Below are 12,566 nucleotides of genomic sequence, written 5' to 3' on the forward strand. Positions count from 1 at the left end.
TCGTCTGGTTTTGATAAGCAAAGGTTATGAGTTTTACCCTCAGACAATTGCAGTATTTTCAGGCTGTCGCCGAACAGCGAAACTTTGGTCGTGCGGCTCAGGTCTGCAATGTGTCGCAACCCGCGTTATCGGTTCAGATCAAGGCGCTGGAAGAAATTATGGGCGGTGTCCTGTTTGAAAGACAGGCCCGCGATATTCTGCTGACGCCATTGGGGCGCGATGTGCTGGAGCGCGCGCGCCTGATCCTTGGCGCTGCCGATCGGCTGGATCAGTTTGCCCGTGATCATTCAGGTGGTCACAGATCCTTGTCCATTGGTATCATCCCAACGATTGCACCTTATCTTTTGCCTGGCGTTCTGGCCGGTCTGCGTTCGGGCGATGTTTCGCTGCGGGTGCAGATACGTGAGGCCAGAACCGAGCGTCTGTTGGCCTTGCTGAGGGCGGGCGAGATTGATGCGGCTGTGCTGGCCTTGCCAGTTGGTGGTACCGAGTTCCGGGAAACACCTCTGTTTCAGGATCAGTTCCTCTTGGCAGGCAGTGCTGCACGTCTCGAAAAGGTATCGGCCAGCCCGGATATGCTGCGCCCGCTTGATCTGCAATCGGCCCAATTGATGCTGCTGGAAGACGGGCATTGCCTGACCGATCAGGCGCTTGAGGTCTGTGGCCAGGACCGGGGCAGCGGGCAGATTAATATGGGGGCTTCATCCCTGGCGACGTTGTCGCGGTTGGTGGCCGAGGGGTTTGGCTTGACCCTTATGCCTGAACTTGCGGCCCGTGCGGAATCCGAAGCCGTTCCGGGCCTGCGACTGTTGCGGTTCGGCAGCCCTCAGCCTGCACGCACCGTGGGGCTGATCCATCGTGCATCAAGTGGCAAGGCCGATTGGGCCGAAAGGCTGGAACAGGTGATCCGCGATGTGGGTGAACAGATCGTGACGGCCACCCGAACATAAAAGGCCCGCCAAGGGGCGGGCCAGATTGTCATTGATGGGGTTGGCTTAGGCCAGCTCGGGCTCTGCCGCTTGTTCCAGATGTTTCATCAGGTTCTCGGGCGAGGAAACGCCATACGGATCTTCGGGGCAATTATCCATCAGGCCGGGTTCTTCGAACCAGGCTTCGACCACACCGTCACTGATGATGGCCGCATAGCGCCAGGACCGCATGCCAAAGCCAAGATTGTCTTTGTCGACCAGCATGCCCATCTTGCGGGTGAATTCGCCGGACCCGTCCGGGATGACCGTGACGTTTTCCAGCCCCTGATCCTGCGCCCATTTGTTCATCACAAAGCTGTCGTTGACCGACATGCAGTAGATGGCATCGACGCCCTTGGCGATGAAATCGCCGTAGCCCTTCTCGAAACCTGGCAGCTGGTAGGTCGAGCAGGTCGGCGTGAACGCACCGGGCAGCGAGAACAGGATAACCCGCTTGCCAGCGAAGTAATCCCCTGTGGTGACATCCTGCCAGCGATAGGGGTTGGGGCCTTCGATGGCCTCATCCCGGACGCGGGTGTGAAAAGTGACATCAGGCAATTTTGCGCCGGATTTCATGCTGGATCTCCTGTGATTCAAATTGAATTGGCCCGGGATTAAAACAGTTGCCCCGAGCCTTCAATCACAGAAATGCTGCGCTTGCGAATTGTCGCTAACTCCTTCCCTAAAAAGCGAATACTTAGCTCAAATCTGCGTTTACTTTCACCGTATTCTGCGTTTGCGCAATGCACATGCATAGCGGCTATGCAGCGCTGGCGTAACCGGCTTCACTGCACTATGCTAAAGGTACACAAAGTTGACCCAATGCTAGGAAAGCGGCCCGTGCGAGATCTGAAGATTCCAGAACAACGTCACCCGGAAAAAGCCCACCGTCCGGATAACGCGCAGCCGAAAAAACCCAAATGGATTCGTGTGAAGGCGCCCGGTGGTAAAGGCTATGCTGAAACCCATCGGATCATGCGCGAAAATAATCTGGTCACCGTCTGCGAAGAGGCTGGATGCCCCAATGTGGGCGAATGCTGGTCTCAGGGCCACGCCACCATGATGATCATGGGTGAGATTTGTACCCGGGGCTGCACCTTCTGCAACATCGCCACCGGCCGTCCCGACGCGCTGGACGTGTTCGAACCGGGCCGTGTGGCGCATGCGGTTGAGAAATTGGGTCTGAACCACGTGGTGATCACCTCTGTGGATCGGGATGATCTGAAGGATGGCGGTGCCGATCATTTCGCACAGACCATTCGCGCGGTGCGTCATCGCTCGCCCAAGACGACCATCGAAATTCTGACGCCGGACTTCCTGAAATGTGATCCGGAAGTTCTGGAGACTGTGGTGGAATCGAAACCGGATGTGTTCAACCACAATCTGGAAACCGTTCCGGGTCTCTATCCCGAGGTACGCCCCGGTGCGCGGTATTTCCATTCTCTGCGTCTGTTGCAGCGGGTCAAAGAACTGGACCCGTCGATTTTTACCAAATCCGGCATCATGGTTGGGTTAGGCGAAGATAAGCAACAGGTTGCCCAGGTTATGGATGACATGCGCGCAGCCGATATCGATTTCCTGACCATTGGGCAGTATCTACAGCCGACGCCTAAACATCACGCGGTGGATCGTTTCGTAACACCCGAAGAGTTCGCATCCTATGAAAAGGCGGCCTATGGCAAGGGATTCCTGATGGTTTCGGCTACACCGCTGACTCGGTCTTCCTACCATGCCGGTGATGATTTCGCCCGCCTGCGCGCCGCCCGGCAAGAGAAGCTGGGGCAGGCGTGACGCCTGAAGATTTGGCGCGGCTGACGCGGCTGCGCCACGAACTACACCAACAGCCCGAATTGTCCGGACAGGAACAGGCCACGGCCGCGCGGATGGTAGATGAGCTACGGCATGCGGGCGCGGACACGGTGCTAACGGGGCTCGGGGGACATGGCGTTGCCGCTGTCTTCGATGGCGACCAGACAGGTCCTTGCGTTGCGATCCGGTGTGAGTTGGATGGGTTGCCGATACAGGAGTTTTCGGATCTGCCATATCGTTCGCAAGTGCCGGGTAACGGGCACCTCTGTGGCCATGACGGGCATATGATAATGGTCCTGGGCGTAGCGTTGGCCTTGCAACAGAAACGCCCACTGCGCGGACGTGTTGTCCTGATTTTTCAACCCGCGGAAGAAACAGGGCAGGGTGCCGAAGCCTTTCGCGCTGATCCGCGTTTTGCAAAAATCGCACCTGACTATGTGTTTTCGTTGCACAATTTGCCTGGGCTTGCGTTGGGTGCTGTCCAGCTGTGCAAAGGGCCCGCCAATTGCGCCTCGCGTGGGATGCGAATTGGGTTGACGGGCAAAACCTCGCATGCCGCAGCGCCTCAGGATGGGGTGTCCCCGGCAGGTGCGGTATCGGCCCTGATTCCCAAGCTCACGGGTCTTGGTACGGGTGGCGACCTGAGCACGGGCTACGCGCTCACGACCATCACCCATGCGCGTTTGGGAGAGCAAACCTTTGGCGTTGCCCCCGGGCAAGCCGAATTGTGGGTGACGTTGCGCACGGTATCTGATCAACGCATGGGTAAACTGGTATCAGACGCCGAAGCGCTGGTGCAAAAGATCGCGCGTTCCGAAGGGCTTAGCACCTCGATCACTTACGAAGATGTCTTTGAGGCTTGCACCAATCACGCGGAAGCCGTCGATGCTTTATCCCATGCATGCGCGGCACAAAACGTTACCTGTGACTTGACCGACCAACCGCAACGATTTTCCGAAGATTTCGGACAGTTTGGCAAAGGTGCGAAAACGGCGATGTTCTGGCTTGGGGCGGGGCGCGATCACCCGCAACTCCACAATCCAGACTACGATTTCCCGGATGCCTTGATTCCGGTCGGAACAGGTATCTTCCTGAATGCGATCCGTCAGATTCTGGGCTGAACCCGCAACTTACTCGCCTTCGGTAAACCGAACCTTGCCGATAAACGGCAAGTTTCGATTGCGCTGAGCGTAATCGATCCCGTAGCCCACGACGAATTCATCCGGAATTTCAAAGCCAATCCAGTCTGACCGGAAATCCACTTCGCGGCGACTGGGTTTGTCGAGCAACGCAATGGACTTCAATCGAGAGGGCTTGCGGCTTTGAAGCAACTTGGTGACATGGTTCAGTGTGTGGCCCGTATCGACGATATCTTCGACCACCAGCACATCGCGCCCTTCAATTGCGCCGCGCAAGTCTTTGAGAATGCGTACTTCCCGACTGCTCTCCATCGAGTCACCGTAGGAAGAGGCCTCAAGGAAATCCACCTCGATCGGCAGGTCCAGCTCGCGCACCAGATCGGCGATGAACACGAAACTACCGCGCAACAGGCCAACCACAACCAGCTTGTCAGTATCGCCAAATTCGTCAGAGATTTCCCGACATAGCTCTTCGATCCGCGCCGCGATGGCCTTGGCCGAGATCATCTCATCTATCACATATGCGCGGTCACTCATCGCTGCCCCCTTGATCTTTGGCGCGCAACATACGACATGACGCGCCAATGTCACCTTTTAATGCCTGAATGCCATGCCAATTCACTCGGAAACGCGCCACCTGCCATACACCGCGCAACAGATGTATGATCTGGTCGCGGATGTGGCCCAGTATCCGCAGTTTCTGCCCTGGTGCGCAGCAGCCCGTATTCGCAAAACCTATGCTATGGGTGAGGCCGAGGTGATGGAGGCCGATCTGGTCATCTCGTTCAAAGTGTTCCGCGAACGGTTTGGCAGCCGGGTGACTCTGTATCCGGACCAAAAGAAGATAGATACCGAATATCTGGATGGCCCGTTCAAATACATGAAATCCGATTGGCAGTTCGAGGACGCGCCCGAAGGTGGGTGCAATATCTCATTCCACGTGGATTTCGAGTTCAAGAACGCCATCCTGCAAGGCATCATCGGCGTTGTTTTTAACGAAGCCATGCAGCGCATCGTGCGCGCCTTCGAAGCGCGCGCCGCCGCGCTTTACAGCTAAGGCTTTACCCGCGCTTGGCGCGCGCTAGACTGCGCCTTATGTCAGATTTTACCTCAACACTGGCTGCATTTGCCGCAGGCCCGATCACGACCACCGCGCAGGCGCGGATCGTCACATCGCTTTCTGTTCTGGACTGGGTCGCCGTTGGTCGGGCTGGTATTAACGAGCCCGTTGCGACGATCGTCCGGGACATGGCTATGGACGAGGCGGGTGCAGTGCAGGCGCATCTGTTCGGTGGCGGCGGCGCCCCCTTGCGTACTGCGGCTTTGGTCAATGGTACGGTGTCCCATGCGCTGGATTATGACGACACCCATTTTGCCCATATCGGCCATCCGTCTGTGGCGGTCCTGCCTGCAGCGTTGGCCGCGTCTGAGTGGGATGATCGTATCCTGGTCGATCTTCTCGAAGCAGCCCTAGTTGGGATGGAAACGTCAATTCGTATTGGGCTGTGGTTGGGCCGTGGTCACTATCAGACCGGGTTTCATCAAACGGCCACAGCTGGGGCTTTCGGGGCCGCGGTTGCGGTTGGCCGTATTCTGGGGTTCAGCGTCGATCAGATGCGGCAAGTACTGGGCCTGACGGCGACCCGCGCGGCGGGCCTTAAGGCGCAATTCGGGACAATGGGCAAACCCTATAATGCAGGGATGGCCTCTGCCTCGGGTGTCGAGGCTGCGCTTCTGATCCACAAGGGGTTTGTGCCGAGCGCGGATGCATTGGACGGCCCGTTAGGCTTTGGCGCGACCCATCACGGGGCTGCCGACGCCGCCGCAGCTCTGGACGGGCTCGGAGATGAGTGGGTGTTCGAATCGGTCAGCCACAAGTTTCACGCCTGTTGTCATGGACTGCACGCGGCGCTTGAGGCGGCACGCAATCTGGATATTGCCGAACCGGAAGTAGCCGAGATCAAGGTCAAAACGCATCCGCGTTGGATGAGCGTCTGTAACCAGATGTCGCCGACCACAGGGCTGGAAGCCAAGTTTTCTTACCGTGCCGTGATCGCCATGCAGGCGCTTGGCTATGACACCGCGCTGCCCGGAAGCTACTCTCAGAAAGTCTGCGCTGACCCGCGTGTCAAATCGCTGCAGGACCGTATCGTGGTCGAAGCAGATGAGGCCTTGTCCGAGACGCAAACCCGGCTGACCCTGCTGCGCCGTGATGGGGCGCGGCTTGAGGCAACGCATGACCTGATGACCCCGATATCTCTGCCGGATCGCGAGGACCGGGTGCGCGCCAAAGCGTCCAAGCTGATCGGCGCGGATGAGGCGGACGCGATCTGGTCGATGCTGCGCACCGGAGGCCGCGCCCGCGATCTGGCTGCAAAACTGGCGGGTTAAACCACGCGCCAGTGCAACGGGAAGCCGGGATCGAACACCGTAACTGGGCCGTCTTCAGTTTCGATCTTTTCGGGATAGTCTACCGGGTCGCCTTTGGCCATTGTGATGGTGCCTTCGTTCACCGGCAGGCCATAGAAGGCGGGTCCGTTCAGCGAGACAAACCCTTCCAACTTGTCCATGGCCCCTTCACGGTCGAACATTTCAGCCACCAGTGACATTGTGTTGGTCGCGGTGAAACACCCGGCACAACCACAGGCCATTTCTTTGTTGTCGTCCGTATGCGGCGCACTGTCGGTGCCCAGGAAATACCGCGGATCACCAGAGGTCGCGGCTTTAAGCAGCTCAAGCCGGTGCTCCTCACGTTTGGCAACCGGAAGGCAGTAGTAGTGCGGTTTGATCCCGCCCACCAGAATGTGATTGCGGTTGATGATCAGGTGATGCGCCGTAATCGTAGCGCCCAGATCAGTGTCATTGGCTTTGACATATTGAACGCCGTCGCGAGTTGTGATGTGCTCCATCACCACGCGCAAGCCCGGCGTGGCCTTGCGGATCGGGTCCAGCACACGGTCGATGAACACCGCCTCACGGTCAAAGATGTCGATCTCGGCGTCTGTGACCTCACCATGGACGCATAGGGGCAGACCTATTTCGGCCATTTTCTCGAGCACAGGGCGAACCTTGTCGAAATCTCGCACGCCCGAGGCCGAGTTGGTCGTTGCGCCCGCCGGGTAGAGTTTAACAGCCTTGACCAACCCGCTGGCATGGGTCGCGGCCAGATCGTCCGGGTCCGTATCTTCGGTCAGATACAGGGTCATCAGCGGCTCGAAACTCATGCTGTCGGGCAGCGCGGCCATAATGCGATCCCGATAGGCGGCAGCCAGCGCGCCCGTAACAACCGGGGGCACCAAGTTGGGCATAATGATCGCACGCTCAAAATGGCGCGCGGTTTCGGGCAGGACGGCTTTCAGCATCGCGCCATCGCGCAGATGCAAATGCCAGTCGTCGGGGCGGCGGATCGTGATGCTCTCGGTCATGACGCTCGGCTAACATAGCGTGGGCCGCTGTGAAAGAGGCTGGAATGCGACTAAGGGACCATATCGGGCCGGGTTGACGACCGGCGCCGAGCGTGACCTTTTGGTCGAACGGAGGGATGCCATGTCAAAGATGCAATCGATTGATGCGGTTCAGACCATGTTGGGAGAGCAGGGTTATGTCTGCGGACGTGCTTTGGCGACTGTGGTGTTCTTATCGCTAAAACTGGGACGCCCCCTGTTTCTGGAAGGCGAAGCCGGGGTTGGCAAGACCGAGATTGCCAAGGCGCTGGCCGCCGGATTGAACCGCCGCCTGATCCGTCTGCAGTGTTACGAGGGGCTGGATGCGTCCTCGGCTGTCTATGAATGGAACTTCCCGGCGCAGATGGTTGCGATCCGCACGGCCGAGGCTGCCGGGGGTGCAGATCGAAACGCGCTGCAAACCGAACTGTTCTCAGATGAGTATCTGATCGAACGGCCCCTTCTTCAAGCCATGCGCCCCGATGAATACGGCGCGCCGGTTTTGCTGATCGACGAGTTGGATCGCACCGACGAGCCGTTCGAGGCTTTCCTTCTCGAAGCACTCAGCGATTTTCAGGTCACGATTCCCGAACTCGGCACTGTCAAGGCTCCCGAACCACCCATCGTCATCGTGACTTCGAACCGCACCCGAGAAGTGCATGACGCCTTGAAGCGCCGATGCCTGTATCACTGGGTCGACTACCCTGATTTCAATCGTGAGATTGAAATTCTACACACCCGCGCGCCCGAAGCCGCTGAGGCCCTTAGCCGCGAGGTTGTGGCCTTTGTTCAGCGTCTGCGCACCGAAGACCTGTTCAAGAAACCCGGCGTGGCCGAGACGATCGACTGGGCCAAATGCCTGTTGGCTCTGGACGTCATCAACCTCAGCCCCGAGGTGATCGGCGACACGCTGGGCGCGATCTTGAAGTATCAGGACGACATACAGAAACTGCAGGGATCCGAGGCGAAACGCATTCTGGATGAAGCCAAAGCAGATCTCGAACCCGCCTGATGCTTCTTCTGTTCAAAAATACCTCGGGGGTTTGGGGGCAGAGCCCCCATCAACGGTAATGGCTGAACAACTCCCGCTCGATATCCCCGAAGACCCGAAGCTGGCGCAAAACATCACGCATTTTGCGCGGGCCTTGCGCAAAGCGGGGTTGCCGATCGGGACCGGGCGGGTGGTGGATGCGATCCGCGCCGTGCAGGCTGCCGGTTTTACCCAAAGGCAGGATTTCTACTGGACCCTGCACGCCTGCTTTGTGAACCGGCCCGAACATCGCACCGTTTTTGCGCAGGTCTTTCGCCTCTACTGGCGCGACCCGCGATATCTGGAGCATATGATGTCCATGATGCTGCCTGCCATTCGCGGAGTGCAGGAAGAACGCAAAGCGGACGCGGCCGAAAAACGGGCGGCAGAGGCGTTGCTGGATGGGGTTGAGCGCGACCAGCCTGAAAGCGCCAGCGATGAAGGGGAAACCGAGCTCGACATTGATGCGTCACAAACCGCGTCCTCCGAAGAACGCCTGCGCAGCCTGGATTTTGAACAGATGAGCACTGCCGAGACTGCCCAGGCCAAACGCCTTCTGTCGCGTCTTAGCCTTCCGGTCAAACCGATTGCAAGCCGTCGAGGGCAAGCCAGCCTCTTGGGTCATCGCATAGATCGCGCCAGAACCTTGCGTGCAGCCATGCGACAGGGGGGTGAGCTGCGAGATATTGCACACCAGAAACCCAAGCCTCGCTGGCCCAATCTGGTTGTGCTTTGCGACATTTCCGGGTCAATGAGCCAGTACTCCCGCCTGATCCTGCACTTCCTGCACACGGTTTCGAATGCCAAAGGGGCTGGTTGGGCCAAGGTGCATGCCTTTACCTTTGGTACGCGGCTCACCAATATCACCCGGCATCTGCAGCAACGTGACGTGGATGCCGCCCTGGCCGCGGCGGGGGGCGAGGCGCAGGATTGGGAAGGCGGCACACGGATCGGAGAGTGCCTGCACGCGTTCAACCGCGACTGGTCGCGCCGGGTGATGGGGCAGGGTGCAGTAGTTCTGCTGATCTCGGACGGGCTGGATCGGGGTGACGCAGAAGCGTTGGCAAAAGAAACCGAACGGTTGCACCTGTCTGCGCGCCGCCTGATCTGGCTCAATCCACTGCTGCGCTGGGATGGGTTTGCGCCCAAGGCGCAGGGCGTGGCCGCGATGTTGCCTCATGTTGATAGTTTTCGCGCCGGGCATTCGATTGCGTCGCTGGAAGATCTGGCCAAAGTCATCTCGGACCCCGATGATGGGGGTGAGAAAGCGCGGCTTATGTCCGCGCTTTCAGGTTAGGGTCTAGCCGAGTTGTTTCGCGTTGCACTCTCGCGCCATTTCCATGGCCTTGTACGTGCCTGTCAGATCGACGGTGAAGGCGAATTCCTTTTCAGGAAACACGATCATCACCTGCTTCTTCGCGATGTCTTCGGCGAACTGAGGGTCATCAGACAGGACATACCCGCCGGAATAGCCCTTGGTGATATTGCCCTTCATGCCCGTGGCTTCGCCCAGATACAGGTTGTCGCCCAGAAGGATTGCCACGGCTTCTTTCTCGCCGCGTTTGATGTTTGTCTTGGCCTTGGTGAACACACCAACATAGCCAACGCCGCGATCTTCGGTCAGTCCCATCTGGACCACATTTTCAGCGTCATCAATGGCTTCGATCAGGCAGGATTTGCGCTCATTATCGATGAAGACTTTCCAGCCCTCGACCTCACCATAGCGTTCATATGTATCCGCAGAGGCTGTGGTTGCAGCCAACATGCCGATTGCGGCGCCGAGTGTAAGAATGCGTTTCAATTCTGTGTCTCCGTTCTGAAATTTTGGGGGTCTGCCGGATTTGATTCCAAGCATGATGACAGATTAGAAGCCGGGCGGGATAGGATCAATCTGATATCACAGCAACCCGCCTACGCTTTTCTTTGTATCATGGCTCACTATGTTGAACCGATACACCGCAGGAGGCTCTGATGCAGAGATTCGACAACAGCCCTGAAACAGCTCTGGACTGGTATCGCAGCGGGCGCGGTGCGGCCCTTGCAACTGTCGTTGAAACCTGGGGCAGTGCGCCGCGTCGCATAGGAGCGCAGTTGGTCATCGGTGGCGATGGCCGGATCGAAGGCTCTGTCTCGGGTGGCTGCGTCGAAGGCGCTGTGATTGTCGAGGCATTGGAAGCTATCGACGAGGGTGAGGCACGCCTATTGGAATTTGGTGTCAGCGACGAGGACGCCTTTGCCGTCGGTCTCGCTTGCGGCGGCACCATCAGGGTTCTGGTCGAGCCGGTGGGCGAGGTTTTGCCCGAACCCATGCTGGCCGAACTGGTCTCCGCACGGGCAGCGCGCGAGCCCTTGGCCTATGAGGTCAATATCGACAGCGGCCACCGGTCCCTGCGGCGCAACAAATATCCCGACCGTTTGCGCATGGACCGGTCGGGTTTCGAAGAAGATGGCAAAACCTTTGTTGCCGTCCACAATCCGCCGCTTCGGCTGATCGTCGTCGGCGCGGTTCACATCGCGCAGGCGCTTGTGCCGATGGCTCGGATCGCCGGATATGATCCCGCAATTGTCGACCCGCGTGAGGCTTTCGCATCTGACGCCCGCTTTCCTGGCGAGACTATTCTCACGGATTGGCCGGATGAGGCCGTTGCCAAGCTGGGATTGGATACGCGTACCGCCGTCGTGTTGCTGACCCATGACCCGAAGCTGGATGACCCGGCACTGCAAGCCGCGCTTGAGGCGAATGTGTTCTATATCGGCGCGCTGGGTTCGACCCGGACCCATGCGAAACGGGTCGCGCGGATGCAAGCCGCCGGGTTCACCGACGCACAGATCGCTCTGATCCATGGCCCTATCGGTCTGGATATCGGGGCGTCTGATCCATCAGAGATTGCAGTGGCCATTCTGGCCCAGATGACGGCTGTTCTGCGGGGCAGGGCATGAAGTTTGGCCCAATGCCCGTTGATCAGGCTAAAGGAGCGATTCTTGCGCATTCAGTATCAGCGAACGGGCGCAAACTGCGCAAGGGATTGACCCTATCAGCTGATCACATTGCGGAACTGACCCAAGCCGGGTTGATCGAAGTCACCGTCGCGCGACTGGATCCCGACGATTGCCATGAGGACGAGGCGGCTGGTCTTTTGGCGCACGCTTTGGTCCCAGATGCAGAAGCCGCCAATCTGCGGATCACCGAAGCATTTACCGGGCGTGTGAACCTTTTGGCTGATGGTCCGGGCATCGTGATCCTAGATGTCGAAGCGCTGGAACAATTCAATCGGGTCAACCCGATGATCACCGTCGCCACTGTGCCTCAGCACCAGCAGATGAGCGATGGGGGTATGGTCGCGACGATCAAGATCATCTCCTATGCGGTTCCCGAGGCTGACGTTCGATACGCTGCAAGCTTTGCGCAAGGCGCAGTTCGGCTGATTGCACCGGTCCACCGAACCGCAGGCCTGATCGTGACCGATATTCCCGGCGGTCCGCCCAATGAGAAAGGCATTGCAGCCATAAAAGGCCGCGTCGAGTTGTTGGGAATGGAGCTGAGCGATGTGCAGATCGTCCCCCATGATACCGGTCGGATTGCTACGGCAATTTCCCAGATGCAAAGTGATCTGCTGATGATCCTGACCGCCTCGGCTACATCGGATGTGGATGATGTGGCGCCATCAGCTATTCGTGAGGCCGGAGGGGTGGTGGATCGGTTCGGTATGCCGGTCGATCCGGGAAACCTGTTGTTTCTGGGGGCTTTGGGCGAACGCCCGGTGATCGGGCTGCCGGGCTGTGCGCGGTCTCCGGCGCTGAACGGTGCCGATTGGGTGTTGTCCCGTGTGGCCTGCGGTATCGAAACCACCGGCGCCGACATCGCTGCCATGGGGGTGGGGGGATTGCTCAAGGAAATCCCGACGCGGCCGCAACCCCGTGCGCAGCGTAAACTGTGATGCTTTGGTGTTTTGATCGCTTGCCCTGCCGCACTAAACCGTGACTGTTGGGCGAGAGGGGATGCGTTAAACGCGACAAGTTTTTTGTTCTCAAACAGTATTTCCCGTGCTTAACTTGTTCATAGGGAGAACAATCAAACCGGGAGGAACTCATGACACAGGTCTCGATGACCGTGAACGGTACTGCTGTGATCGGGGAGGTTGAGGGTCGGACGTTGTTGTCTGGTTTTCTGCGCGAT

13 protein-coding genes and 1 pseudogene are annotated in these 12,566 nt (G+C 58.5%); 10 read left to right on the plus strand and 4 right to left on the minus strand.

Annotation, left to right across the window (positions count from 1 at the left end; all coding sequences use genetic code 11):
* Positions 1–26: 26 nt before the first annotated feature.
* Positions 27–950 carry a hydrogen peroxide-inducible genes activator gene (locus AC2FGE_RS03080; RefSeq protein ID WP_496817696.1) on the plus strand — a complete coding sequence of 308 codons (924 nt, stop codon included), beginning with the start codon at positions 27–29 and terminating at the stop codon, positions 948–950.
* Positions 951–995: 45 nt separating this feature from the next.
* Here AC2FGE_RS03080 and AC2FGE_RS03085 read toward each other — a convergent pair whose 3' ends face one another.
* Positions 996–1,544 (minus strand): peroxiredoxin, encoded by a 549-nt coding sequence (locus AC2FGE_RS03085; protein ID WP_496817697.1) that lies wholly within the window; start codon positions 1,542–1,544, stop codon positions 996–998.
* Positions 1,545–1,808: 264 nt separating this feature from the next.
* Between AC2FGE_RS03085 and lipA the strand changes: the two genes are divergently transcribed.
* Positions 1,809–2,759, plus strand: a complete 951-nt coding sequence (gene lipA / locus AC2FGE_RS03090) for a lipoyl synthase (RefSeq protein WP_496817698.1) — start codon at positions 1,809–1,811, stop codon at positions 2,757–2,759.
* Entirely contained in the window at positions 2,756–3,898 is a 1,143-nt protein-coding gene (locus AC2FGE_RS03095) for an amidohydrolase (protein WP_496817700.1), read from the plus strand. The genes lipA and AC2FGE_RS03095 overlap by 4 nt, the downstream gene beginning before the upstream one ends.
* Positions 3,899–3,907: 9 nt before the next feature.
* Here AC2FGE_RS03095 and hpt read toward each other — a convergent pair whose 3' ends face one another.
* Positions 3,908–4,453, minus strand: a complete 546-nt coding sequence (gene hpt / locus AC2FGE_RS03100) for a hypoxanthine phosphoribosyltransferase (protein WP_496817702.1) — start codon at positions 4,451–4,453, stop codon at positions 3,908–3,910.
* Between the two features lie 73 nt (positions 4,454–4,526).
* Here hpt and AC2FGE_RS03105 point away from each other — a divergent pair, with 73 nt between their 5' ends.
* Together AC2FGE_RS03105 and AC2FGE_RS03110 are read left to right on the plus strand one after the other, a co-directional pair.
* Positions 4,527–4,973 (plus strand): type II toxin-antitoxin system RatA family toxin, encoded by a 447-nt coding sequence (locus AC2FGE_RS03105; protein ID WP_496817703.1) that lies wholly within the window; start codon positions 4,527–4,529, stop codon positions 4,971–4,973.
* Positions 4,974–5,011: 38 nt separating this feature from the next.
* A complete protein-coding gene (locus tag AC2FGE_RS03110) occupies positions 5,012–6,307 on the plus strand; it encodes an MmgE/PrpD family protein (RefSeq protein ID WP_496817704.1) in 1,296 nt (431 codons plus the stop codon).
* Here AC2FGE_RS03110 and pyrC read toward each other — a convergent pair.
* A complete protein-coding gene (pyrC, locus tag AC2FGE_RS03115; protein WP_496817705.1) occupies positions 6,304–7,341 on the minus strand; it encodes a dihydroorotase in 1,038 nt (345 codons plus the stop codon). The genes AC2FGE_RS03110 and pyrC overlap by 4 nt on opposite strands.
* A 121-nt stretch (positions 7,342–7,462) precedes the next feature.
* Between pyrC and AC2FGE_RS03120 the strand changes: the two genes are divergently transcribed.
* A complete protein-coding gene (locus AC2FGE_RS03120) occupies positions 7,463–8,371 on the plus strand; it encodes an AAA family ATPase (protein WP_496817706.1) in 909 nt (302 codons plus the stop codon).
* A gap of 58 nt (positions 8,372–8,429) precedes the next feature.
* On the plus strand, positions 8,430–9,686 hold the full coding sequence (locus AC2FGE_RS03125) for a vWA domain-containing protein (RefSeq protein ID WP_496817708.1): 1,257 nt from the start codon (positions 8,430–8,432) through the stop codon (positions 9,684–9,686).
* 3 nt (positions 9,687–9,689) lie between these two features.
* Here AC2FGE_RS03125 and AC2FGE_RS03130 read toward each other — a convergent pair whose 3' ends face one another.
* Positions 9,690–10,190: a hypothetical protein gene (locus AC2FGE_RS03130; RefSeq protein ID WP_496817710.1), complete on the minus strand. Its 501-nt coding sequence runs from the start codon at positions 10,188–10,190 to the stop codon at positions 9,690–9,692.
* Positions 10,191–10,360: 170 nt separating this feature from the next.
* Here AC2FGE_RS03130 and AC2FGE_RS03135 point away from each other — a divergent pair, with 170 nt between their 5' ends.
* The 3 genes and pseudogenes from AC2FGE_RS03135 to AC2FGE_RS03145 form a co-directional block, all read left to right on the plus strand.
* The gene (locus AC2FGE_RS03135; protein WP_496817711.1) at positions 10,361–11,329 is read left to right on the plus strand and encodes an XdhC family protein; all 969 of its coding nucleotides are present in this window, start codon (positions 10,361–10,363) and stop codon (positions 11,327–11,329) included.
* The gene (locus AC2FGE_RS03140) at positions 11,326–12,327 is read left to right on the plus strand and encodes a molybdopterin-binding protein (RefSeq protein WP_496817712.1); all 1,002 of its coding nucleotides are present in this window, start codon (positions 11,326–11,328) and stop codon (positions 12,325–12,327) included. Before AC2FGE_RS03135 ends, AC2FGE_RS03140 begins: the two co-directional genes overlap by 4 nt.
* A gap of 152 nt (positions 12,328–12,479) precedes the next feature.
* Positions 12,480–12,566 (plus strand): annotated as a pseudogene (locus AC2FGE_RS03145) ((2Fe-2S)-binding protein); the annotation flags it as partial.

This window comes from Ruegeria sp. YTSA075 (assembly GCF_059610245.1).

What these genes read in the sequence shown, in the direction of transcription:
- AC2FGE_RS03140 (WP_496817712.1), top strand. Translation starts at nt 11,326, where the DNA reads ATGAAGTTTGGCCCAATGCCCGTTGATCAGGCTAAAGGAGCGATTCTT.
- AC2FGE_RS03135 (WP_496817711.1), top strand. Translation starts at nt 10,361, where the DNA reads ATGCAGAGATTCGACAACAGCCCTGAAACAGCTCTGGACTGGTATCGC.
- hpt (WP_496817702.1), bottom strand. Translation starts at nt 4,453, where the DNA reads ATGAGTGACCGCGCATATGTGATAGATGAGATGATCTCGGCCAAGGCC.
- AC2FGE_RS03085 (WP_496817697.1), bottom strand. Translation starts at nt 1,544, where the DNA reads ATGAAATCCGGCGCAAAATTGCCTGATGTCACTTTTCACACCCGCGTC.
- AC2FGE_RS03105 (WP_496817703.1), top strand. Translation starts at nt 4,527, where the DNA reads ATGCCAATTCACTCGGAAACGCGCCACCTGCCATACACCGCGCAACAG.
- AC2FGE_RS03120 (WP_496817706.1), top strand. Translation starts at nt 7,463, where the DNA reads ATGTCAAAGATGCAATCGATTGATGCGGTTCAGACCATGTTGGGAGAG.
- pyrC (WP_496817705.1), bottom strand. Translation starts at nt 7,341, where the DNA reads ATGACCGAGAGCATCACGATCCGCCGCCCCGACGACTGGCATTTGCAT.
- AC2FGE_RS03080 (WP_496817696.1), top strand. Translation starts at nt 27, where the DNA reads ATGAGTTTTACCCTCAGACAATTGCAGTATTTTCAGGCTGTCGCCGAA.
- AC2FGE_RS03110 (WP_496817704.1), top strand. Translation starts at nt 5,012, where the DNA reads ATGTCAGATTTTACCTCAACACTGGCTGCATTTGCCGCAGGCCCGATC.
- AC2FGE_RS03125 (WP_496817708.1), top strand. Translation starts at nt 8,430, where the DNA reads ATGGCTGAACAACTCCCGCTCGATATCCCCGAAGACCCGAAGCTGGCG.